This is a genomic window from Salinicola sp. RZ23 (assembly GCF_003206675.1).
GTDB classification, from domain to species: domain Bacteria; phylum Pseudomonadota; class Gammaproteobacteria; order Pseudomonadales; family Halomonadaceae; genus Salinicola; species Salinicola endophyticus.
Genome location: NZ_PZJK01000012.1, coordinates 76,074 through 98,080, shown reverse-complemented (window position 1 = coordinate 98,080; position 22,007 = coordinate 76,074). Strand labels below are relative to the sequence as shown.

19 protein-coding genes are annotated in these 22,007 nt (G+C 66.4%); 13 read left to right on the top strand and 6 right to left on the bottom strand.

All coding sequences use genetic code 11. From position 1 onward, the window contains the following. The first annotated feature begins 3 nt into the window (after window positions 1–3). The 9 genes from mraY to lpxC all read left to right on the top strand — a co-directional run bounded on the left by mraY (window position 4) and on the right by lpxC (window position 10,770). The gene (mraY, locus tag DOM67_RS12335) at window positions 4–1,086 is read left to right on the top strand and encodes a phospho-N-acetylmuramoyl-pentapeptide-transferase (protein WP_110676267.1); all 1,083 of its coding nucleotides are present in this window, start codon (window positions 4–6) and stop codon (window positions 1,084–1,086) included. A 4-nt stretch (window positions 1,087–1,090) separates the two neighbouring features. Further along, window positions 1,091–2,470, top strand: a complete 1,380-nt coding sequence (murD, locus tag DOM67_RS12330; RefSeq protein WP_110676265.1) for a UDP-N-acetylmuramoyl-L-alanine--D-glutamate ligase — start codon at window positions 1,091–1,093, stop codon at window positions 2,468–2,470. After that, window positions 2,464–3,669: a putative lipid II flippase FtsW gene (gene ftsW, locus DOM67_RS12325; RefSeq protein WP_110676263.1), complete on the top strand. Its 1,206-nt coding sequence runs from the start codon at window positions 2,464–2,466 to the stop codon at window positions 3,667–3,669. The genes murD and ftsW overlap by 7 nt, the downstream gene beginning before the upstream one ends. After that, window positions 3,666–4,751, top strand: coding sequence for an undecaprenyldiphospho-muramoylpentapeptide beta-N-acetylglucosaminyltransferase (gene murG, locus DOM67_RS12320; protein WP_110676261.1), 1,086 nt, complete (start codon window positions 3,666–3,668; stop codon window positions 4,749–4,751). The genes ftsW and murG overlap by 4 nt, the downstream gene beginning before the upstream one ends. Window positions 4,752–4,785: 34 nt before the next feature. Next, on the top strand, window positions 4,786–6,195 hold the full coding sequence (murC, locus tag DOM67_RS12315; RefSeq protein WP_232825244.1) for a UDP-N-acetylmuramate--L-alanine ligase: 1,410 nt from the start codon (window positions 4,786–4,788) through the stop codon (window positions 6,193–6,195). A gap of 46 nt (window positions 6,196–6,241) precedes the next feature. Beyond that, window positions 6,242–6,964, top strand: coding sequence for a cell division protein FtsQ/DivIB (locus DOM67_RS12310; protein ID WP_110676257.1), 723 nt, complete (start codon window positions 6,242–6,244; stop codon window positions 6,962–6,964). A gap of 299 nt (window positions 6,965–7,263) precedes the next feature. Next, window positions 7,264–8,535 carry a cell division protein FtsA gene (gene ftsA, locus DOM67_RS12305; protein ID WP_110676255.1) on the top strand — a complete coding sequence of 424 codons (1,272 nt, stop codon included), beginning with the start codon at window positions 7,264–7,266 and terminating at the stop codon, window positions 8,533–8,535. Window positions 8,536–8,566: 31 nt separating this feature from the next. Next, entirely contained in the window at window positions 8,567–9,742 is a 1,176-nt protein-coding gene (gene ftsZ / locus DOM67_RS12300) for a cell division protein FtsZ (RefSeq protein ID WP_035473756.1), read from the top strand. A 116-nt stretch (window positions 9,743–9,858) separates the two neighbouring features. Further along, window positions 9,859–10,770, top strand: a complete 912-nt coding sequence (gene lpxC, locus DOM67_RS12295) for a UDP-3-O-acyl-N-acetylglucosamine deacetylase (RefSeq protein ID WP_110676364.1) — start codon at window positions 9,859–9,861, stop codon at window positions 10,768–10,770. 147 nt (window positions 10,771–10,917) lie between these two features. Here the strand turns inward: lpxC and DOM67_RS12290 are convergent, their stop codons facing one another. After that, entirely contained in the window at window positions 10,918–11,406 is a 489-nt protein-coding gene (locus DOM67_RS12290) for a DUF721 domain-containing protein (protein WP_110676254.1), read from the bottom strand. Window positions 11,407–11,468: 62 nt separating this feature from the next. On the opposite strand from DOM67_RS12290, the gene DOM67_RS20005 reads away from it, so the two are divergent. The 4 genes from DOM67_RS20005 (at window position 11,469) to DOM67_RS12270 (ending at window position 16,921) form a co-directional block, all read left to right on the top strand. Further along, on the top strand, window positions 11,469–11,810 hold the full coding sequence (locus DOM67_RS20005; RefSeq protein WP_188115178.1) for a hypothetical protein: 342 nt from the start codon (window positions 11,469–11,471) through the stop codon (window positions 11,808–11,810). Window positions 11,811–11,889: 79 nt separating this feature from the next. Next, entirely contained in the window at window positions 11,890–14,631 is a 2,742-nt protein-coding gene (gene secA / locus DOM67_RS12280; RefSeq protein ID WP_110676252.1) for a preprotein translocase subunit SecA, read from the top strand. Between the two features lie 46 nt (window positions 14,632–14,677). Further along, entirely contained in the window at window positions 14,678–15,886 is a 1,209-nt protein-coding gene (gene argJ, locus DOM67_RS12275; RefSeq protein ID WP_110676250.1) for a bifunctional glutamate N-acetyltransferase/amino-acid acetyltransferase ArgJ, read from the top strand. Between the two features lie 81 nt (window positions 15,887–15,967). Beyond that, complete coding sequence (locus DOM67_RS12270; RefSeq protein ID WP_110676248.1) at window positions 15,968–16,921, top strand: Nudix family hydrolase; 954 nt, start codon at window positions 15,968–15,970, stop codon at window positions 16,919–16,921. Window positions 16,922–17,035: 114 nt separating this feature from the next. Here DOM67_RS12270 and yacG read toward each other — a convergent pair whose 3' ends face one another. The 5 genes from yacG to pilB form a co-directional block, all read right to left on the bottom strand. Continuing rightward, window positions 17,036–17,278: a DNA gyrase inhibitor YacG gene (gene yacG, locus DOM67_RS12265; RefSeq protein ID WP_106420474.1), complete on the bottom strand. Its 243-nt coding sequence runs from the start codon at window positions 17,276–17,278 to the stop codon at window positions 17,036–17,038. Beyond that, a complete protein-coding gene (coaE, locus tag DOM67_RS12260; protein WP_110676246.1) occupies window positions 17,275–17,934 on the bottom strand; it encodes a dephospho-CoA kinase in 660 nt (219 codons plus the stop codon). Before coaE ends, yacG begins: the two co-directional genes overlap by 4 nt. Beyond that, window positions 17,931–18,791: an A24 family peptidase gene (locus DOM67_RS12255; RefSeq protein WP_232825240.1), complete on the bottom strand. Its 861-nt coding sequence runs from the start codon at window positions 18,789–18,791 to the stop codon at window positions 17,931–17,933. The genes coaE and DOM67_RS12255 overlap by 4 nt, the downstream gene beginning before the upstream one ends. An 85-nt stretch (window positions 18,792–18,876) precedes the next feature. Then, window positions 18,877–20,103 carry a type II secretion system F family protein gene (locus DOM67_RS12250; RefSeq protein WP_110676244.1) on the bottom strand — a complete coding sequence of 409 codons (1,227 nt, stop codon included), beginning with the start codon at window positions 20,101–20,103 and terminating at the stop codon, window positions 18,877–18,879. Between the two features lie 68 nt (window positions 20,104–20,171). Further along, the gene (gene pilB, locus DOM67_RS12245; RefSeq protein WP_232825239.1) at window positions 20,172–21,899 is read right to left on the bottom strand and encodes a type IV-A pilus assembly ATPase PilB; all 1,728 of its coding nucleotides are present in this window, start codon (window positions 21,897–21,899) and stop codon (window positions 20,172–20,174) included. Window positions 21,900–22,007 lie beyond the last annotated feature (108 nt).

Below are 22,007 nucleotides of genomic sequence, written 5' to 3'. Positions count from 1 at the left end.
CTCATGCTGCTTTTTCTGGCTGAACTGCTGACGCATTTTCAAAGTGCCTTCAACGTCTTCGGTTATCTCACCCTGCGAATCATCCTGGGGACGCTGACGGCACTGTTCCTGAGCCTGTGGATGGGGCCGCAGATGATCAAGCGCCTGGTCGAGCGCCAGATCGGTCAGGCGGTGCGCGACGATGGCCCGCAGTCACACCTCTCCAAGGCCGGTACGCCGACCATGGGCGGTGCGCTGATCCTGATCTCGATCGCCGTGAGCACCCTGCTGTGGGGCGATCTGACCAACCATTACGTGTGGCTGGTGCTGGCGGTCACGCTGGGCTTCGGCGCGATCGGCTGGGTCGACGACTTCCGCAAGGTGGTGGAGAAGAATCCACGTGGCCTGCCTGCGCGCTGGAAGTACTTCTGGCAGTCGGTGATCGGTCTCGGTGCTGCGCTGGTGCTCTATTTCACCGCCGCCAGCCCGGTCGAGATCAGTCTGATCGTGCCGCTGTTCAAGGATGTGGTGATTCCGCTCGGCGGTTTCTTCGTCGTGCTCAGCTATCTGGTGATCGTCGGCAGCTCCAATGCGGTCAACCTGACCGACGGACTCGACGGTCTGGCGATCATGCCCACCGTGCTGGTGTCGATGGGGCTGGCGGTGTTCGCCTACGCCAGCGGCAATGCGGTATTCGCCCACTATCTACATATCCCTGAAGTCCCCGGGGCCGGCGAGCTGGCGGTCTTCTGCGGCACCATCGCCGGCGCGGGGCTCGGCTTTCTGTGGTTCAACACCTACCCGGCGCAGGTGTTCATGGGTGATGTCGGTGCGCTGGCACTGGGGGCTGCGCTGGGCGTGGTGGCGGTGATCGTGCGCCAGGAGATCGTGCTGTTCATCATGGGCGGGGTGTTCGTGATGGAGACGGTGTCGGTGATCCTGCAGGTGGGCTCCTACAAGCTGACCGGGCGGCGCATCTTCCGCATGGCGCCGCTGCATCACCACTTCGAACTCAAGGGGTGGCCCGAACCGCGCGTCATCGTGCGCTTCTGGATCGTCACCGTGATGCTGGTCCTGCTGGGGCTGGCGACGCTCAAGCTGCGCTGATCCCATGACCTCGATATCGCAGCGTGCCAACGACCTGCCTGCCGGCCCGCGCCTGGTGGTGGGCCTGGGCATCTCCGGGCGTGCCATCGCGCGCTTCCTGCGCGCGCGGGGCGAAGCCTTCGTGATGGCGGATACGCGCAGCGCACCGCCGGGGCTGGAGGCCTTCCGTGCCGATTTTCCCGAGGTGACGCTGCACCTGGGGGCTCTCGATACACTGGATCTGGACGCCTTTGCCGAGATCGCGGTGAGCCCGGGTGTGGATACCGTAAGCGCCGGGCTTTCGCCCTACCGGCACAAGCTGGTGGGGGAGATCGGGCTGTTCCGGCGCTACTGCCACGCGCCACTGGTGGCGATCACCGGCTCCAATGCCAAGTCCACGGTAACCACGCTGGTGGGTGAGATGGCCCAGGAAGCGGGGCTCGATATCGCCGTGGGCGGCAACCTGGGCGAGGCGGCGCTGGATCTGCTGCTCGATCGGCCCGAGGCGGCCTGGTTCGTGCTCGAACTCTCGAGCTTCCAGCTCGAGAGCCTCGACGCCCTGGATGCCCGCTGCGCCGCCTTTCTCAACCTCTCCGAGGACCATCTCGACCGGCATGGCGACATGGCCGGCTACCGCGCCGCCAAGGCCCGTATCTTCCGCGGCGCCGAGTGCGCGGTGGTCAACGCCGAGGATAGGGCGACCTGGCCCGACGACCCCCAACTGCCCTGTGTGAGTTTCACCCGGGCCGCACCTGTCAGCGCCAACGAGTGGGGCGTGGCGGTGCCCGCCGGGGCTGAAGAGCCCTGGCTGTGTCGTGGCACCGAGGGGCTGATGCCGGTGGCGACACTGGCCATGGCGGGGCGCCACAACCAGGCCAACGCCCTGGCGGCGGCGGCCATCGGCGAGGCGATGGGGCTGCCGTGGACGGCGATGCGCCAGGTGCTGACGCGTTTTGGCGGGCTGCCGCACCGCGGCGAGGTGGTGGTCGAGCGGCGCGGCGTGCGCTGGATCAACGACTCCAAGGGGACCAATGTGGGCGCCACCCTGGCCGCCATCGCCGGTGTCGGCGAAGGGCTCGCCGGGCGCCTGGTGTGGCTCGGCGGGGGTGTGGGCAAGGGTGCCGATTTCACCCCGCTGGCGCCGGCGCTGGCACGGCATGCGCGCGAGGCGGTGGTCTTCGGTCAGGATGCCGGGCGCCTGGCTGCGGCGCTCGGCGATCAACTGCCGGTGACCCGGGTCGAGACCCTGGCCGAGGCGATGCGCCGGGCCGCCGCCATCGCCGAGCCCGGTGACTGCGTGCTGCTGTCACCGGCCTGCGCCAGTCTCGATCAGTTCCCCAATTATCTGGCGCGCGGCGCGGCGTTCCGCGAGATTCTGGCGCAAGGGCAGGAAGCCACATGCTGAAAGGGCTGGAACAACGTTTCACCACCCGCCATCAATCCTTCGATGGCTGGCTGCTGCTGTCGGCGCTGGCGCTGATGCTGATCGGCTGGGTCATGGTCACCTCGGCCTCCACCGAGATCGCCGCCAGTCTCACCGGGAATCCCTACTATTTCAGTATCCGTCACGGCATCTTCGTGCTCGCGGCGATCGGGGTCGGCCTGCTGGCGGTGCGCCTGCCGCTGTGGTGGTGGCGCGAGAAGGGGCCCATGCTGCTGATCCTGGGGCTGGTGCTGCTGGTGCTGGTGCTGCTGGTGGGACGCGAGATCAACGGCAGTCGGCGCTGGATCCCGCTGGGCATCGTCAACGTCCAGGCCTCCGAGGTCGCCAAGCTGTTCATGATCGTCTACGTCGCCGGCTACCTCGAACGCTTCCTGCCCGAGGTGCGGCGCACCTGGGGCGCCTTCATGCGTCCGCTGGCGGTGATGGCGCTGATCGGCTTCCTGCTCATCCTGGAGCCGGACTACGGCGCCGTGGTGGTGATGACCGGCTGCGTGATGGGCATGCTGCTGCTCTCCGGGGCGCCGCTGTGGCGCTTTCTGCTGATCATGGTGGTGGTCGGCTCGGGGGCGGTGATGCTGGCCGTCGCCGAACCCTACCGTCTGCAGCGTATCACCAGTTTCGCCAATCCCTGGGCGGATCAGTACAACACCGGCTACCAGCTGACCCAGGCGCTGATCGCCTTCGGTCGCGGGCACTGGTTCGGTCTGGGCTTGGGCAATAGCGTACAGAAGCTCTTCTATCTGCCCGAGGCGCACACCGACTTCGTGTTCGCGGTGCTGGCCGAGGAGCTGGGGCTGTTCGGGGCGGTCGGGGTGATCCTGCTGTTCGCCCTGCTGGTGTTTCGCGCCTTCCGCATCGGACGCAAGGCGGAGCTGGCGCGGATGCCGTTCGCGGCTTACCTGTGCTACGGCATTGCCCTGGTGATCGGCGCCCAGGCCTTCATCAACATTTCGGTGAGCTCGGGCATGTTGCCGACCAAGGGTCTGACGTTGCCGCTGCTGAGCTACGGCGGCTCGAGCCTGATCGTCAGCGGTATCATGGTGGCGATGCTGTTCCGGGTCGACGCCGAAGTTCGCCGCAGCCAGCGGCGCGCCGCCGCGCCGCCACAGGGGCAGTCGTCGGCGGCGCCGGAGCGGCAGCCGCAGGGGGACGAGTCATGAGCCAACTCGAGCGCGTCCTGATCATGGCCGGCGGTACCGGCGGCCACGTGGTTCCGGCGCTGTCGCTGGCGCGGGCGCTGCGCCAGCGAGGCGTCACGGTGGAGTGGCTGGGCAGCCCGCGGGGCATCGAGAATCGACTGGTACCGGCGGCCGGGCTGGTGCTCCACCAGATCGACGTGGCCGGACTGCGCGGCAACGGCCTGGCCGGCTGGCTGGCGATACCGTGGCGCCTGAGCCGTGCCGTGATGCAGGCGCGCCGGGTGATCAGACGCTTCGATCCGCAGCTGGTGGTCGGGCTGGGCGGCTTCGCCAGCGGCCCCGGTGGGCTCGCTGCCCGGCTCTGTGGCAAGCCGCTACTGGTGCATGAACAGAATGCCATCGCCGGGTTGACCAATCGCGCCCTGGCGCGGCTGGCGACGCGCACCTATGCCGCCTTCCCGGGGGCTTTTCCAGCTTCGCGTGCCGAGGTGGTGGGTAATCCGGTACGCGAGGAGATCGCCCGCCTGGGCGAGTCACCGCGGCAGGCCGAGGCGATGGTTGGGAGGCCACTGCGGCTGCTGGTGTTGGGTGGTTCGCTGGGGGCGCAGGCGCTCAACGAGCGTCTGCCCGCGGCGCTGGCAGCGCGGCCTCCTGAGAGCCGCCCGGAGGTGCGCCATCAGGCTGGCCGTGACAAGGAGTCCGCGACCCAGACGCGCTACCAGGAGTCAGGGGTAAGCGCCGAGGTGAGCGACTTCATCGATGACATGGCCGAGGCCTACGCCTGGGCCGATCTGATCGTCTGTCGCGCCGGCGCGCTGACGATCGCCGAGCTGAGCGCGGCGGCCAAGCCGTCGCTGCTGGTGCCTTTCCCCCACGCGGTGGACGATCACCAGACACATAATGCGCGCCATCTGGTCGCGGCCGGTGGCGCCGAACTGATACAGCAGAGTGAGTTGACGCCGCAGCGGCTGACGCAGGCGCTCGACGCGCTGCTGCGCCCCGACGTGCTCGCGGAGATGGCGGTCCAGGCACGCCGGGTGGCTCATCTGGATGCCGTCGAGCGCATGCTCGAGGGCTGCATGGAGGTGGCAAGTGAGCGATAGCATCGAGAATCGTCCGGTACGTTCGCATCTGGGGATGCGACGGATCCGCGGGATTCACTTCGTCGGCATCGGCGGTGCCGGCATGTGTGGCATCGCCGAGGTGCTGGCCAACGAGGGCTACACCGTCAGCGGCAGCGATCTGCGCGAGTCGGCGGTGACCCAGCATCTGCGCGAGTGCGGCATTCGCGTGGCGATCGGGCATGCCGAGGTCAATGCCGAGGGCGCCGACGTGGTGGTGGTTTCCACCGCCGTGGATGCCAGCAACCCGGAGATCGCCTGGGCCCGCGAGCATCGCGTGCCGGTGGTGCGGCGCGCCGAGATGCTGGCCGAACTGATGCGCTTTCGTCACGGCATCGCGGTCGCTGGCACTCACGGCAAGACCACTACCACCAGTCTGCTGTCGACGCTGCTGGGCGAGGCGGGGCTCGATCCGACCTTCGTCATCGGCGGCAAGCTGACCAGCGCCGGCACCAATGCGCGTCTGGGCGCTGGCGAGTTTCTGGTCGCCGAAGCCGACGAGTCGGATGCTTCCTTTCTGCATCTGCAGCCGATGACCGCCATCGTCACCAACATCGATGCCGACCACATGGCGACCTATGATGGTGACTTCACACGCTTGAAGAACACCTTCATCGAGTTCCTCCACAACCTGCCGTTCTACGGCCGGGCAGTGCTGTGTGTCGATGACGACAACGTGCGTGAACTGCTGCCGCGGGTGCAGCGCCATTTCGTCACCTATGGTTTCAGTGAGGACGCCGACTTCCGCGTCAGCGAGTTCTGGCAGGAAGCAGGGGAGATCGGCTTCGTCGCGGTGCGCCCCGAGGGCCACGCCGACCTGCGCATTCGGCTGGCGATGCCGGGGGCGCACAATGCCCTCAACGCGCTGGCGGCGATCGCGGTGGCCACCGATGCCGGTGTCGCCGACGCCGATATCGTCACCGGCATGGCCTCCTTCGGCGGCGTCGGGCGGCGGTTCCAGGTGCATGGCCACTATCCGCTCAAGCGCGGCGGTGAGGTGATGCTGGTGGATGACTACGGTCACCATCCGCGTGAGGTCGAGATGGTGATCCGCGCGGTGCGCGCCGGCTGGCCGGAGCGCCGTCTGGTGATGGTCTATCAGCCGCACCGCTACAGCCGTACCCGGGATCTCTACGAAGACTTCGTGCGCGTGCTCTCGGGGGTCGACACGCTGCTGCTGTTGGATGTCTACAGCGCCGGCGAGGCGCCCATCCCCGGGGCCGAGGGCAAGATGCTGGCCGGCTCGATCCGCCAGCGTGGTCTGGTCGACCCGATGTTCGTCGAGGACAAGGCCGCGCTGCCCGATATGCTCTCCCATGTGTTGCGTTCCGACGACATCCTGATCACCCAGGGTGCCGGCGACGTGGGTGGCATTGCGCTCAAGCTGGCCGGCAGCGGCCTCGATCTCGACGAGGTGGTGCTTTGAGTTCCAGCTCGACCCGCCTGCCGGCCGCTGCGCAGAGGCGTCACCGATGAACGCCAACGCGCGGGGGGCGCTGATCGGCGTGCTGATGATCGTCGTGCTGCTCGGTGCCGGGGGGCGCGCGCTCTGGCTGTGGCTGGACAAGCCGATCGCCCGGGTCTCGATCAGCGGTGATCTCGAGTACGTCAGCGCCAGTTACCTGCAGCAGCAGCTGGCACCGCTGATCCGCGGCCACACCTGGCTATCCATCGATCTGCCGGCGCTGCGTGACCAGGCGCGCAAGATCCAGTGGCTGCGCGAGGTTAAGGTCACCCGCGAGTGGCCCAATGCGCTGCGCTTCGAACTCTACGAGCAGGACCCGGTGGCTCGCTGGAACGACGATGCGCTGCTCAACAGCCGCGGTCAGCCGTTCCTGCCCGGGCCGATCGAGGACTTCGGCCGGCGCCTGCCCGATCTCGGCGGCCCCGAGGGTAGCGGTCGCGAGGTGCTGGCCTACTACGACTCGCTGCGGCGTACGCTCTCCGATCTAGGGCTCGAGGTCACCCAGCTGCGGCTCGAAGCGCGCGGCGCCTGGCGCTTCCAGGTCAATGACAATGTCTGGGTCATCCTCGGGCGCAGCGATCTGGATACGCGACTGGCACGTTTCATCGCTGCCTGGCAGCGCCAGTTGGGTGCGCAGGCGTCGCAGATTCGCTACATCGATCTGCGTTATCCCAATGGCGTCGCGGTGGCCTGGCACGGAGAGACCCAAACCAGCGCCGAAGCCAACTAGATCGGTGGCGTGATCCCGACGTAGTCGTCTGCGATCGGGGGCACGCCCGCCGATCTTGGCCTTGCATCGTGGGAATGACACGGCGCAGAGCCTCGCCGGCGTTGCCATCTCGCTACACTTGCGGCAAAAAAAGCGGCCCTTGGCGTAGCCATTTCCCTTTTGTAGAAAAAGGGCTTACTGTGGCTTTTGTTTCAGCGATGGGCTGGTGAAAAAGGCCCGCTTGTTTCTATAATAAGCCGGAATCTTTATCGGCCCATTTTTAACGGGTTTTATCGGTGTTTGAGGAGCGATCCCGACCTATGGCAGGACAATCCAACGCTTCCAATATGGTGGTCGGGCTGGATATCGGAACATCCAAGGTGGTCGCCATCGTGGGGCAACCCACGGATGATGGTGGGCTAGAAATCGCCGGGATTGGTTCGCATCCTTCGCGTGGCATGAAGAAGGGTGTGGTGATCAACATCGAGTCTACCGTGCAGTCGATTCAGCGTGCCGTCGAGGAAGCCGAGCTGATGGCCGGCTGCGACATCCATTCCGTCTATGTCGGCATCGCCGGCAGCCACATCAGCTCGATGAACTCCGATGGCGTTGTCGCCATCAAGGAGCGCGAGGTCGGCCCCAGCGACATCGAGCGGGTGATCGACTCTGCCCGTGCCCGCGCCATTTCCGAAGGCCAGCGCGTGCTGCACGTCATCCCGCAGGAGTTCGCGATCGATACCCAGGAAGGGATCCGCGAGCCGCTGGGGATGTCCGGGGTACGCCTGGAAGCGCGGGTGCACCTGGTGACCGCGGCGCTCAATGCGGTCCAGAACATCGAGAAGTGCGTGCGCCGCTGCGGCCTCGAGGTCGACGACATCATTCTGGAGCAGATCGCTTCCAGTCACGCCGTGCTCACCGAAGACGAGCGCGAGCTGGGTGTATGCATGGTCGATATCGGTGGTGGTACCACCGATATCGCAGTGTTCACCGAAGGGGCGATTCGCCACACCGCGGTGATTCCGATCGCCGGCGATCAGGTCACCAATGATATCGCCATGGCCCTGCGCACGCCGACCCAGTATGCCGAAGACATCAAGGTCAAGTACGCCTGCGCGCTGACCCAGCTGGCCAGCAGCGACGAGATGATCAAGGTGCCGAGCGTCGGCGACCGCCCCTCCCGCGACCTGTCGCGACAAGCGCTTGCCGAGGTGGTCGAGCCGCGCTACGAGGAGCTCTTCACGCTGGTGCGCGAAGAGCTCAGGCGCAGCGGCTACGAGGATCTGGTCGCCGCCGGCGTGGTGCTGACCGGTGGCACCTCGCGCATGGAGGGGGTGGTCGAGCTGGCAGAGGAGATATTCCACATGCCGGTGCGCATCGCTTCCCCGCACAATGTGCGCGGTCTGGCCGACGTGGTGCGCAACCCGATTTATTCGACCGGGGTAGGTTTGCTACTCTACGGCATGCAAGACGCCAAGCACGCTCGCGCAGTATCAGCCCAGCCTCAACGGGAAGAGCACCTTCCTCGACGTGGAACCAGGGATGAGGTTTCCGCGTTGGCGCGGATCAAAGGCTGGTTTAAAGGAAATTTCTGACAGGCCGCGATGCGGTCTTGGAGACGGGGCAATGTTCGAACTAGTAGATAACGCACCTTCCAGTAGTGCAGTCATCAAAGTCATCGGTGTTGGCGGCGGTGGCGGCAATGCCGTCAACCACATGGTCGAGAGCAACATCGAGGGCGTCGAGTTCATCTGCGCCAACACCGATGCCCAGGCGCTCAAGCGCGTGGCGGCCAAGACCGTACTCCAGCTGGGTGGCGAGATCACCAAGGGCCTCGGTGCCGGTGCCAATCCGGAAGTTGGGCGCCAGGCGGCGATGGAAGACCGCGAGCGCATTGCCGAAATGCTGCAGGGCGCCGACATGGTCTTCATCACCGCCGGCATGGGTGGTGGCACGGGGACCGGCGGTGCGCCCGTGGTGGCCCAGGTGGCCAAGGAGCTGGGTATCCTGACCGTGGCGGTCGTCACGCGTCCGTTCCCGTTCGAAGGTCCCAAGCGCATGCGCGCGGCGGAAGAGGGCATGAAGGCGCTCTCCGAATACGTCGATTCGCTGATCACCATCCCCAACGAGAAACTGCTCTCGGTGCTGGGCAAGAATGCCAGTCTGCTGACCGCGTTCAGCGCCGCCAACGACGTGCTGCTGGGAGCGGTCCAGGGGATCGCCGAGCTGATCACCAGCCCCGGCATCATCAACGTCGACTTCGCCGATGTGCGCACTGTCATGTCCGAGATGGGTATGGCGATGATGGGCACCGGCGCCGCGACTGGCGAGAACCGTGCCCGCGAAGCGGCCGAGAAGGCGATTCGCAGCCCGCTGCTCGAAGATATCGACCTGCATGGCGCCCGCGGCATTCTGGTCAACATCACTGCCGGCCCGGACCTCTCCATCGGTGAGTTCAACGACGTCGGTGCGACGGTGCAGGAGTTCGCCTCCCAGGACGCCACCATCGTCGTGGGCACCTCGATCGACATGGAGATGTCCGACGAGCTGCGCGTGACAGTCGTGGCCGCTGGCCTGGATGCGCAGAAAGAGAAAGCGCTGCCGCGCGAGAGTGTGGCGTCGCGTCCCGAACCGACCGATTACCGCAAGCTGCAGCAGCCGGCCGTGATGCGCCAGCAGGCCGCCCGCGCCGAGCAGGAAGCGGCTGCAGCCAAGAAGCAGCAGAGCCAGGAGAAGCGCAAGTCTGCCGAGATGGATGACTATCTCGACATTCCGGCCTTCCTGCGGCGCCAGGCGGACTGAAAACAGAGCGTCACACGATGCTCATCATTCTGTCACGTCGATATGTTTGGTGAAACGGTCGTTCGGTGTTATAGTGAACACCGTTTTCAAACTATTTGACTGTCAGGTCGATGCCGATGATCAAACAACGAACGTTGCAGAACACGATCCGCGCCACGGGCGTGGGCCTCCATTCCGGAGAGAAAGTGTATCTGACGCTGCGTCCCGCGGCGCCCAATACGGGCATCGTGTTCGTACGCACCGATCTCGACCCTGTCGTGCAGATTCCCGCCGACGCCCAGAGCGTGACCGACACCAACCTGTGCACCGCGCTGTCACGGGATGGTGTGAAGGTGGCTACGGTCGAGCATCTGATGTCGGCATTCGCCGGCCTGGGCATCGATAATGCCTATGTCGAGCTGAGCGCTGCCGAAGTGCCGATCATGGATGGCAGCGCGGGTCCGTTCGTGTTCCTGATCCAGTCCGCCGGTATCGCCGAGCAGGCCGCGCCCAAGAAGTTCATCCGCATCAAGCGCGAGGTGACGGTCAGCGACAACGGCAAGCAGGCCACCTTCCTGCCGCACAACGGCTTCAAGGTGAGCTTCGCGATCGATTTCGATCATCCGGTGTTCGATCAGCAGAAGCAGACCGCCAGCGTCGATTTCTCCACGACGTCCTTCGTCAAGGAAGTGTCGCGGGCGCGTACCTTCGGCTTCATGCGTGATCTCGAATTCCTGCGTTCGCAGAATCTGGCCCTCGGCGGCAGCCTCGATAACGCCATCGTGGTCGACGACTATCGCATCGTGAACCAGGACGGCCTTCGCTACGAAGACGAGTTCGTCAAGCACAAGATGCTCGACGCCATCGGTGACCTCTATCAATTGGGCTACAGCCTGATCGGTGAGTTCCGCGGCTACAAGTCCGGCCATGGCCTCAACAATCAGCTCTGTCGTGAGCTGCTGGCACATCCCGAAGCTTTCGAGGTCGTGACCTTCGAGGAGGCCGCCGAGTCGGCGCCGATCTCCTACGCGGCTCCGGCGATGGCCTGACGACAAGCGTGTTTCGATCGTCGCCGCAGACGACAGCGCGGCCACGATCCACGAGAACGCCGACCCATTGGGTCGGCGTCTTCGTTTTCGGGGATGCTGCCGGGTGGTCGAGGGTACGTGCTGTTCGAGAGGGCGGTCTCTGCTGGCCTAGTGCGAGCTGTCGTTGCCGTCTTCGGACTCCGCAGGCGCGGCGTGGGAGGCGAGGCGGGTGAGGGCGCGCCGCAGTGGCGACTCCTCCATGCCCGCCGCGCACTGGTTCAGCGCATTGGCGCCGGCCGGGGTCAGGTGGCGGATCTGGCGCGGCGGGACCTTGACCGGACGCACCGGACGCACCTTGAGCGACAGCTTCATCACCGCTTCGAAGCCTGGCAACTGATGCAGCAGCTTGAGCAGGCGCGGCTGCTCGTAGCGCAGCCAGGTGAGCCAGGCTGCGCGATCGGTGATCAGCGTGAGCACGCCGTCGCGGTAGCCGCCGACGAACACGTGCTCGGCAACGTCCGGCGGCAACTGGCGACGCAGATGGCGTTGGGCGCGGTCGATCAGCGTGGCCATGCGCACCACGTCGCCGAGGCCGCTGGGCTGGCCGAGCAGATGGGAAACGGACTGGGCTCGAAAACGCTTAGCCTTTATACTCATCGGCTTGCACGCAGTGGGAAAAGTTCCCCCAAACCTATCACGACGCGGAGTTCGTCGACAGCATGACATCGGCCCATTCGCATTCCGGCCATACGGGCGCCCGCTGGCGACCCCGCCAGCGGGCGCACTGGTGGCTGGCCAGCGTGCTGGTGGGATGCCTGCTGCCAGCCGGATTGGTGCAGGCCGAGGCGCTGCGCCTGGCCGAGCGACTGGCCCAGGTCTACCTGATGGCGCCGGAGGAGATCCGCGCCGAGTCTCGCCGTGTCGCCCGTGCGCCGACCACGCACCCCCAGCCGCCGCGACTGGCGCTCCCGACGCTGGTCGGCGTGCTGCCGGCCTTGGTCGCAGTACGGCGCCTGGCGCACGACGCCTTCTCCCGCCGCGGCCCGCCACTTCCTGCCTGACTTTCATCGCTTGTCGCAGCGCCGCTACCGCCGTCTCGACGGCCGCGGAGGCGCCCATGAATGACGCAGGAACTCCATCATGTTGAACGTATTGGTCAAGAAACTGGTCGGCTCGAAGAACGAGCGCGACGTCAAGCGGATGCGCAAGCAGGTCACGGCGATCAATGCGCTGGAAGAGACCATCGCCGCGCTCGACGATGCCGCGCTCGCCGCCAAGACGGCTGAATTCCGCAGCCGTCTGGAAGCCGGCGAAAAGCACGACGCCCTGCTGCCAGAAGCCTTTGCCGTGGTGCGCGAGGCGAGCAAGCGGGTGCTCGGCATGCGTCACTTCGACGTCCAGATGGTCGGCGGCATGGCGCTGCACGACGGGCGTATCGCCGAGATGAAGACCGGTGAGGGCAAGACCCTCGTGGGTACCCTGGCGGTCTACTTCAACGCGCTGCCGGGCAAGGGCGTGCATGTGGTCACGGTCAACGACTACCTGGCCAGCCGTGACGCCAACTGGATGCGTCCGCTCTACGAATTCCTCGGTCTCAGCGTTGGCGTGATCGCCTCCGGGCAGCCCAACGAAGAGAAACGCAAGGCCTACGCCTGCGATATCACCTACGGTACCAACAACGAGTACGGCTTCGACTATCTGCGCGATAACATGGCCTTCTCGCTCGAAGACAAGGTCCAGCGCCCGCTCCACTACGCCATCATCGATGAGGTCGACTCGATCCTGATCGACGAGGCGCGTACGCCGCTGATCATCTCCGGCCCGGTGGAGGAGGACGTCGAGCTCTACCGCACCATCGGCACGCTGTCGCAGCGGCTCGAGCAGTGCAGCGACGAGGAGGACCCGAGCAGCGGCGACTTCCTGATCGACGAGAAGCAGAAGCAGGTGGAACTGACCGAAGAGGGGCACCAGAAGGTCGAGGGGCTGATGCGCGAGGCCGGCCTGCTCAAGGAGGAGGACTCCCTCTACGCGGTGCAGAACCTGGGGCTTCTGCAGCACATCCACTCGGCGCTGCGGGCGCGCTGCCTCTACCATCGCGACGTCGACTACATCATCGCCGAGAACCAGATCGTCATCGTCGACGAGCATACCGGGCGTACCATGCAGGGCCGGCGCTGGTCCGAAGGCCTGCACCAGGCGGTCGAGGCCAAGGAGGGCGTGCCCATCCAGCGCGAGAGCCAGACGCTCGCCTCGACCACCTTCCAGAACTACTTCCGTCTCTACGACAAGCTGGCCGGCATGACCGGTACCGCCGACACCGAGGCGTTCGAGTTCAACCATATCTACGGCCTCGACGTGCTGGTGATTCCCACCAACCGCCCGCTGGCACGCCAGGATCTCAACGACCTGGTGTTCATGAGCGCCGAGGAGAAGTTCGAAGCGATCATCGAGGACGTCAAGACCCAGCGCGAGGCCGAGCGCCCGGTGCTGGTGGGTACTGCCTCCATCGAGACCTCGGAGTATCTGTCGCGGCTGATGCAGGCGCAGAAGATTCCGCACAACGTGCTCAACGCCAAGCAGCATGACAGCGAGGCCGAGATCATCGCCCAGGCCGGTCGGCCCGGCGCGGTGACCATCGCCACCAACATGGCCGGCCGCGGTACCGACATCATGCTCGGCGGCAGCTGGGAGGCCGATGTGGCCAAGCTGGAGTCCCCCAGCGACGAGCAGATCGAGGCGATCAAGGCCGAGTGGCAACAGCGCCATGACGCCGTGCTCGCCGCCGGCGGCCTGCACGTGGTGGGTTCGGAGCGCCACGAGTCACGGCGTATCGACAACCAGCTGCGCGGCCGTGCCGGGCGTCAGGGCGACCCGGGTTCGACCCGCTTCTTCCTCTCGCTGGAGGACAACCTGATGCGCCTGTTCGGCTCCGAGCGGGTGCAGCGTCTGATGGGCGCACTGGGGCTGGAGCGCGGCGAGGCGATCGAGCACAAGATGGTATCGAATGCGGTCGAGCGCGCGCAGAAGAAGGTCGAGGGGCGCAACTTCGATATCCGCAAGCAGCTGCTCGAGTACGACGACGTCTCCAACGATCAGCGCCGGGTCATCTACGACCAGCGCGACGAGATCCTGGTCGCCGAAGAGATCTCCGACAACATCGCCAGCATTCGCGATGAGGTGCTCGACCATACCATCTCCACCTATGTGCCGCCGCAGAGCCTGCCGGAACAGTGGGAACTGGCCAATCTGCAGGATCAGCTCAAGCAGGAGTTCAACCTCGACCTGCCGCTCGTCGAATGGGCCGAACAGGATCAGAACTTCAACGAAGAGGTGCTGCGCCAGCGGCTGCAGGACCAGCATCGTGGCCAGTACACGGCCAAGGTCGAGGCGATCGGGCGCGAGATGATGCAGCGCTTCGAGAAGCAGGTGATGCTGCAGGTGCTGGATACCCGCTGGAAGGAGCATCTGCAGTCGATGGACCATCTGCGTCGGGGTATCCATCTGCGCGGTTACGCCCAGAAGAATCCCAAGCAGGAGTACAAGCGCGAAGCCTTCGAGCTGTTCCAGTCGCTGCTCTACAACATCAAGCACGATGTGACGCGTATCCTGAGCCACGTTCAGGTACGCCGTCAGGAAGAGGTCGAGGATCTCGAGCGCCAGCGCCGCGAAGCGCTGGAGCGCGAACAGGCCGGCAGCCAGTCTCTCCACGAAGAGGCGGTGGCCGCCGCGCGTGAGACCGCCGAAGGTGCCGAGGAGCCCGCCGCTCAGGCCGCCGACGACAACGCACCGGTGCGCCGCGAAGGGCCCAAGGTGGGGCGCAACGACCCCTGCCCGTGCGGCTCGGGCAAGAAGTTCAAGCAGTGCCACGGCAAACTGAACTGAGCATGACTCGGCGCCGCGCAGCGCGGCGCCCACGAGGAGAGACAAGATGGCAGTAGGCGAGGCGAGCTTTCCGCACATGCCGGCGATCGACGGCGTACGGCTGGGTGCCGCAATGGCGGGAATCAAGAAGCCCAACCGCCGCGATCTGGTGGTGATCGAGATTCCCGAAGGGGCCAGCGTCGCGGCCACCTTCACCCGCAACGCCTTCTGCGCCGCGCCGGTGCACGTCGCCAAGGCGCACCTGACGCAGACGCCGCCGCGCTATCTGCTGATCAACACCGGCAACGCCAACGCCGGTACCGGCAGTCGCGGCATCGCCGATGCCGAGCGTTGCTGCAGCGCCCTGGCATCGCTCGCCGGGGTCGACCCGCAGCAGGTGTTGCCGTTCTCCACCGGCGTCATCGGCGAGCCGCTGCCGGTGGAGAAGATCGCCGCCGGCCTGCCGCAGGCACTGACCCAGTTGGACGGGGCGCAGTGGGCCGAAGCCGCCGAGGGCATCCTGACCACGGATACCCGGGTCAAGGGCGCCACGGCGCAGGTCGAACTCAGTGGCGGTACGGTGACGCTCAACGGTATCAGCAAGGGGTCGGGCATGATCAAGCCCAACATGGCCACCATGCTGGGCTTCGTCGCCTGCGACGCCGAGATTCCCGCCGCTACGCTGAGCCAGTGGCTGCGCGATTCGGTGGCGGTCTCGTTCAATGCCATCACCGTCGATTCCGACACCTCGACCAACGACGCCTGTACCCTGATCGCCACCGGGCGCGGGCCGCAGGTGGTCTCGGCGGAGGACGAACGGCGTTTCCGCGCGGCCCTGACCCAGGTGCTCACCGAACTGGCCCAGGCGATCATCCGTGACGCCGAGGGTGCGACCAAGTTCGTGACGCTGGAGGTCGAGGAGGCCGCCAGCGTCGAGGAGGCACGTGAAGTCGCCTTCACCGTGGCCCACTCGCCGCTGGTCAAGACCGCACTTTACGCCTCCGACGCCAACTGGGGGCGTATCCTGGCGGCGGTCGGGCGCGCCCCGGTCGAGGCCCTCGATGTCGAGCGTATCGTCATCGATCTGGGCGACGTACGTCTGGTCGAGCACGGTGGACGCGCCGAGAGCTATACCGAAGCGGCGGGTAGCCGGGTGATGGCACAAGCGGAGATCACCATCCGCATCCGGCTCGGCCGAGGCGAAGCCCGGGCCACCGTCTGGACCTCGGATCTGTCCCACGACTACGTCTCGATCAACGCGGACTACCGCAGTTGAAGGCAGGCCTCAGCGCGGCATGCCGTCACGAGACGTGACACTCAGCGAAGCAACACCCCAAGGTGCGAGAGATTTAGCAAGATGATGAAGAGACGGGTTCACGTAGCGGCGGCAGCCGTCATCCGCGAAGACGGGCGTGTGCTGATCGCGCGGCGCCCAGCGACCGCGGATCAGGGCGGCCTGTGGGAGTTTCCCGGCGGCAAGCTGGCGCCCTACGAAACCGGCTTCGAGGCGCTCAAGCGCGAGCTGAGCGAAGAGCTGGGTATCCAGATCCGGCGTGCTCAGCCGCTGATCCGGGTACATCACGAGTATCCCGACAAGCACATCCTGCTCGACGTCTGGCAGGTTCGCGAGTATGAGGGTGAGCCATACGGCCGCGAGGGCCAGCCGGTGCGCTGGGTAGGCGTCGATGACCTGCCCAACTATCCGTTCCCCGCGGCCAATCTGCCGATCCTGCGTGCGGTGGCGCTGCCCCAGGAGTATCTGATCACCGCCGAAGAGCCCGACGAGACGGTGTTCCTGGAACGCCTGGAGCGGGCACTGCGCGAGGACTCGATTCGCCTGGTGCAGCTGCGGGCCAAGACGCTTGACGATGCCGCCTATCAGGCGCGGGCCGAGAGCACCCTGGCGCTGTGCCGGCGCTATGGTGCCAAGCTGCTGCTCAACGCCGATCCGGCGTGGCTGGAGCGGGTGGACGCCGACGGCATCCATCTGACCAGCGCACGTCTGATGACGCTCAAGCAGCGGCCGATCCCTGCCAACAAATGGCTGGGGGCGTCGACCCATGGCGATGAGCAGTTGGCTCAGGCCGGGCACATCGACTGCGACTTCGTCACCCTCTCGCCGCTGGCACCGACGCCCTCGCATCCCGACGCGATCACCATCGGCTGGCACGATTTCCAGCAGATGGTCGAGACCGCGGCGATGCCGGTCTTCGCCCTCGGTGGCATGACCCGGCACCACGCCAACCAGGCGCGTGGCGTCGGTGCCCAGGGCATCGCCTCGATCCGGGATTTCTGGCGCGACGATCGCTGATGCCTCAATCTTTGCGCATGATGCTGGCGACCCACACAAACGCCGCTCCCTTGGGAGCGGCGTTTGTATTGATGTGGCTGTTGTCTTGATGGCGCTGTGTCTTGCGCCGGGCCTTCACTCGCCGCGTTCGAGGCGATCGATCAGCTCATCGAGCTGGGTCTCGTCCATGTGCGGCTCGCCCGGGATACGGTGGCTGCCGTCGGCCCAGGCGCCCAGGTCGAGCAGCTTGCAGCGTTGGGAGCAGAAGGGGCGGTAGGGATTGTCGGTGGTCCAGGCGATCGGCGTCTGGCACTGCGGGCAGCGCACCTTGAGTGCGCCGCCGTCGCCTGCGTGGCGGGAGTCGTTACCGGAGGTCATGGGTAGCCGTGTCGTTGCGGTGATGCCGCCCACTGGCGATAGCGTGCGTCCAGCCGGGCGACCTGATCGATGAGCATCTCTCTGTCGCCGCTATTGTCGATGACGTCATCGGCGGCTGCAAGGCGCGTCTGGCGTGAACTCTGCGCGGCGAGAATCGCCTCCACCTGCTCCTGCGAAACGCCGTCGCGGGCCAGGGTGCGCTCGATCTGCAGCGACTCGGGGACATCGATCACCAGCACCCGCGAGACCATCTCGCGCTGGCCGCTCTCGATCAGCAGCGGCGAGATGAGCAGGCAGTAAGGCGCGTCACTGCGGCACAGGCGCGCCAGGTGTGTCTGCAGGCGCTGGCGGATACGCGGATGGGTCTGGCTCTCGAGCCAACGCCGCTCGGCGGGGTCGGCGAAGATCCGCGCGCGCAGGCTGCGCCGGTCCAGGTTGCCGTCGGCATCGAGCACCTCTGCGCCGAAATGCTCGGCGATCGCGGCCAGCGCCGGTTCGCCCGGCATGACCACCTCGCGGGCCACGGCATCGGCATCGATGCCCGGGATACCCCGCTCAGCAAAGGCTTCGGCGACCGCGCTCTTGCCCGAGCCGATGCCGCCGGTGACGCCGATCACCGGGGTGGTGTGGGTGTTGTGGTCAGCGGGCTCGTTCATCCTGCGCCCCCCAGCAGCAGCGCCTGATAGCTGGCCTGCAGCGGCGCGCCCACCAGCAGGGCGATCCAGCCGGCCAGGGCAATGAATGGTCCGAACGGCAGCGGCTGCCCGCGCACGTGGCGGCGGGCGATGATCAGCGCGATACCGATCAGCGTGCCGGCGCCGGCGGAGAGCAGCAGCAGCAGCGGCAGATTCTGCCAGCCCAGCCAAGCGCCCAGCGCCGCCATCAGCTTGAAGTCGCCATGGCCCATGCCCTCCTTGCCGGTGGTCAGCTTGAACAGCCAGTAGACCGCCCACAGCACCAGATAGCCGGCCACTGCACCGAGCACAGCGCTGCCCAGCCACAGCGGGTGGTAGGCCCACTGGTAGAGCAGGCCGGCCCACAGCAAGGGCAGGGTGAGGGCATCGGGCAGTAGTTGGGTACGCCAGTCGATCACCGCCAGCGCCAGCAGCACCAGGCAGGCGCCGAGCAGCCACAGTGTCTCGATGCTGGCGCCATGGATCGCCAGCGCGGCCAGGCTCACGCCCCCCGCCAGCAGCTCGACCAGTGGGTACTGTGGGCTGATCGGGGTCGCGCAGGCGGCACAGCGGCCGCGGCGCTTGAGCCAGCCGATCAACGGCAGGTTGTCGTGCCAGGCGATGAACTGGCCGCAGGCGGGGCAGTGCGAGCGCGGCAGCAGCAGGTCGTAACGCGGTGACGGCTCGGCTTCCAGCTCGAGCGCGGCGCGCGCCTCGGCGCGCCAGCGCCGCATCAGCATCACCGGCAGCCGTACGATCACCACGTTGATGAAGCTGCCCAGGCAGGCGCCCAGCACGAATGCCAGGGGCCACAGCAGCCAGGGGGATAGTTGGGGCAAGGCAGACTCCCGCTTCGGCCAATCGATGGAGGCGCTCAGGGTAACGTATCGCCGTGTCCAGGGCCGCCCCGGCACGACATTTCGTTTAGATCGCCGAGCCCATCTCGAAGATCGGCAGATACATCGACGCCACCAGCCCGCCTACCAGCACCCCCAGCACCACGATGATCAGCGGCTCCAGCAGCGAAGTGAGTGCGTCGACCTGATTGTCCACCTCCTCTTCGTAGAAGTCAGCGACCTTGTCGAGCATGGTGTCGAGGTCGCCCGCCTCTTCGCCGATGCTCACCATCTGTACCGCCATGATCGGGAAGATCCGCGCACGGCGCATGGCGAAGGCGAGCTGCTGGCCGTTGCCGACATCCTCGCGCAGGTCGGCGATCGCCCGCTGGTGAACGCGATTGCCGGTCGCGCCTGCGGCGGTCTCGAGGGCCTCCACCAGCGGGACGCCGGCGTTGAAGGTCGTTGCCAGAGTGCGCGAGAAGCGCGCGATCGAGCCCTTGTCGAGGATGCCGCCGATCACCGGCAGGCGCAGCAGCAACTGATCGACTCGGTAGGCGAAACGCGGCGAGCGCTTGATCCCCCGACGCACGCCGACGATCACCACCACCAGTGCCAGCAGTGCCTGCCACCAGTGCGCCTGGGCCAGCTCGGAGAGGTCGATGGTGAAGCGCGTGAAGGCCGGCAGCTCGGCGCCGAAGCCCGCGAACAGGCTTTCGAACTGTGGCACCACCTTGATCAGCAGCAGGGCGGTGACGCCGATCCCCACGGCGATCACCGCGATCGGATAGTAGAGCGCCTTCTTGATGCGCCCCTTCAGGGAATCGATCTTCTCGCGATAGCTGGCCAGGCGTTCGAGCATGCGGTCCAGCGCGCCGGACTGTTCGCCGGCGGCGACCATGTTGACGAACATGCGATCGAAGCGCTGTGGATGACGCGATAGCGCCTGCGAGAAGCTGGCGCCGGCGCTGATGTCGTTGCCCAGGGTCTCGACCAGGTTGCGCATCGCCGGATTGCGCAGGGTTTCGGCCACCACCTTGCATGCCTGCAACAGGGGTACGCCGGCTCGGATCATGGTCGCCAGCTGGCGCGCGAACAGGGTGATATCGCGTTGGCGGACCCGGCCAATGCCGAAGGGGCTGGTCTTGCGCGTGATGCGCTTGACGATGATCTTCTGGCGCGCCAGCTCCTGGCGCACCTCGCTGACCTCACTGGCGATCAGCTCGCCACTGACCGTGTCGCCGCGCAGATTCTTGCCGCGCCACTGCCAGCGGTGCATCACCAGTCGCTTGGGAGGCTTCGCCGTTGTTGCCATGTCGGACTCCTGAAAGCGGTGGGTCGAAAGGGGGATGGTTCGCGTTTTGGCCGGTGGCGTGACGCGGCTCAGTCGATCGTCACGCGATTGACCTCCTCCAGGCTGGTCACGCCGCTGAGCGCCAGCTCGATACCGCTCTGGCGCAGACCGGGATAGCCGCGTTCGCGTGCCAGCTGTGCCAGCTCCAGAGCGTGGCCTTCGCGCATGATCAGCTGGCTCATGGCGTCGTCGATCGGGACCACCTCGTAGAGGCCCTGGCGCCCCTTGTAGCCCAGTGTGCAGCGGTCGCAGCCACCCGGGCGGTAGAGCGTGGCGCTGGCCAGACGCTCGCGGGTGACGCCCTCACCGAGCAGTACCTCGTCGGGCACCTGGGTTGGCACCCGGCAGTGGGGGCAGAGTCGGCGCGCCAGACGCTGAGCGATGATCAGTGACACCGAGCTGGCGATGTTGAAGCTTGCCAGCCCCATGTTGCGCAACCGCGTCAACGTCTCGGCGGCAGAGTTGGTGTGCAGGGTGGAGAGCACCAGATGGCCGGTCTGGGCCGCCTTGACCGCGATCTCGGCGGTCTCCAGGTCACGGATCTCGCCGACCATCACCACGTCCGGATCCTGACGTAGAAAGGCGCGCAGGGCGCTGGCGAAGTCGAGCCCGATACGCGACTGCACATTGACCTGGTTGATCCCCGGAATCTTGAGTTCCACCGGATCTTCGGCGGTGGAGATGTTGCGCTCCTCGGTGTTGAGATGGTTGAGCCCGGTGTAGAGGGTCACCGTCTTGCCGCTGCCGGTCGGGCCGGTCACCAGGATCATCCCCTGGGGACGCGCCAGGGCGCTCTCGAAGAGCTCGCGCTGGGGCGGTGAGAAGCCGAGAGCGTCGATGCCCCAGCCGGTGGCGCGGGCGTCGAGCAGACGCAGCACGATCTTCTCGCCGAACACCGTGGGCAGGCTGTTGACACGGAAGTCGATGGCGCGCTGGTCTTCGAGGCGCAGTTTCATCGCACCGTCCTGGGGCAGGCGGCGCTCGGAGATATCCAGGCGCGCCATCACCTTGAGCCTGGCCGCGATGCGGGTGCGCAGATTGAGTGGCGGGCGGGTCACCTCCAGCAACATGCCATCGACACGAAAGCGCACCCGAAAACTCGACTCGTAGGGTTCGAAGTGAACGTCCGACGCGCCGCGCTGGATCGCATCGCGCAGCACCCGGTTGACGAAACGCACGATGGGCGCATCGTTGTCGCCGCCGGCGTCCAGGGCTGCGGCTTCCTCCTCCAGATCGATCTCGCTGGTATCCAGCGTCACCGCATCACTGGCTTCATCGAGCGCCTCGAGCATGCCGGAGGTGTCCTGGTGCTGGAGGCGCCGGGCGAGGGCGCGCTCGAGCTGGTCGAACGGCACCAGGACGCCATCGATCGCCAACCCGGTGGTGAACTGGAGCTCGTCGAGCTTGGCCAGGGTGGCGGGAAAGGCGACCGCCACCGTGAGGCGGCGGTCGTCGCGCGCCAGCGGCAGCACCTGGAAGCGCTTGATCAGCTTCTCGGCGATCGGCTCGGCGATCGGCAGGCGCTCCCAGACCAGGTGCTGCAGGTCGAGAAACGGCAGGCCATACTCGCGTGCCGCGGCCTCGCCCGCCTGACGCGGATCGATACGCCCTTGGCGCACCAGGAACTCGAGCAGCGTCTGCTCTGCTTCCCTGGCCGAGTGCTGCGCGCGCTCGCACGCGGCGGCCTCGATCAGGCCGCGATCGATCAGACGGCGGGCGAGGCCGCTATGGATGCCGGGGGAGGTGGTGGTCGGCACGTCGAGGCGCCTCTTGCGAATGAAGTGGCCGCCGCGCTGGCGGAGGTCATATCCGCGCTATCGGCACCGCCAACTTTTTCTTTAAGAATCCTGAGACGTTGCCGATAA

What these genes read in the sequence shown, in the direction of transcription:
- murD (WP_110676265.1), top strand. Translation starts at nt 1,091, where the DNA reads ATGACCTCGATATCGCAGCGTGCCAACGACCTGCCTGCCGGCCCGCGC.
- secA (WP_110676252.1), top strand. Translation starts at nt 11,890, where the DNA reads ATGTTGAACGTATTGGTCAAGAAACTGGTCGGCTCGAAGAACGAGCGC.
- murG (WP_110676261.1), top strand. Translation starts at nt 3,666, where the DNA reads ATGAGCCAACTCGAGCGCGTCCTGATCATGGCCGGCGGTACCGGCGGC.
- yacG (WP_106420474.1), bottom strand. Translation starts at nt 17,278, where the DNA reads ATGACCTCCGGTAACGACTCCCGCCACGCAGGCGACGGCGGCGCACTC.
- mraY (WP_110676267.1), top strand. Translation starts at nt 4, where the DNA reads ATGCTGCTTTTTCTGGCTGAACTGCTGACGCATTTTCAAAGTGCCTTC.
- DOM67_RS12290 (WP_110676254.1), bottom strand. Translation starts at nt 11,406, where the DNA reads ATGAGTATAAAGGCTAAGCGTTTTCGAGCCCAGTCCGTTTCCCATCTG.
- ftsZ (WP_035473756.1), top strand. Translation starts at nt 8,567, where the DNA reads ATGTTCGAACTAGTAGATAACGCACCTTCCAGTAGTGCAGTCATCAAA.
- DOM67_RS12270 (WP_110676248.1), top strand. Translation starts at nt 15,968, where the DNA reads ATGATGAAGAGACGGGTTCACGTAGCGGCGGCAGCCGTCATCCGCGAA.
- argJ (WP_110676250.1), top strand. Translation starts at nt 14,678, where the DNA reads ATGGCAGTAGGCGAGGCGAGCTTTCCGCACATGCCGGCGATCGACGGC.
- lpxC (WP_110676364.1), top strand. Translation starts at nt 9,859, where the DNA reads ATGATCAAACAACGAACGTTGCAGAACACGATCCGCGCCACGGGCGTG.
- ftsW (WP_110676263.1), top strand. Translation starts at nt 2,464, where the DNA reads ATGCTGAAAGGGCTGGAACAACGTTTCACCACCCGCCATCAATCCTTC.
- DOM67_RS12250 (WP_110676244.1), bottom strand. Translation starts at nt 20,103, where the DNA reads ATGGCAACAACGGCGAAGCCTCCCAAGCGACTGGTGATGCACCGCTGG.
- DOM67_RS20005 (WP_188115178.1), top strand. Translation starts at nt 11,469, where the DNA reads ATGACATCGGCCCATTCGCATTCCGGCCATACGGGCGCCCGCTGGCGA.
- DOM67_RS12310 (WP_110676257.1), top strand. Translation starts at nt 6,242, where the DNA reads ATGAACGCCAACGCGCGGGGGGCGCTGATCGGCGTGCTGATGATCGTC.
- ftsA (WP_110676255.1), top strand. Translation starts at nt 7,264, where the DNA reads ATGGCAGGACAATCCAACGCTTCCAATATGGTGGTCGGGCTGGATATC.
- murC (WP_232825244.1), top strand. Translation starts at nt 4,786, where the DNA reads ATGCGACGGATCCGCGGGATTCACTTCGTCGGCATCGGCGGTGCCGGC.
- coaE (WP_110676246.1), bottom strand. Translation starts at nt 17,934, where the DNA reads ATGAACGAGCCCGCTGACCACAACACCCACACCACCCCGGTGATCGGC.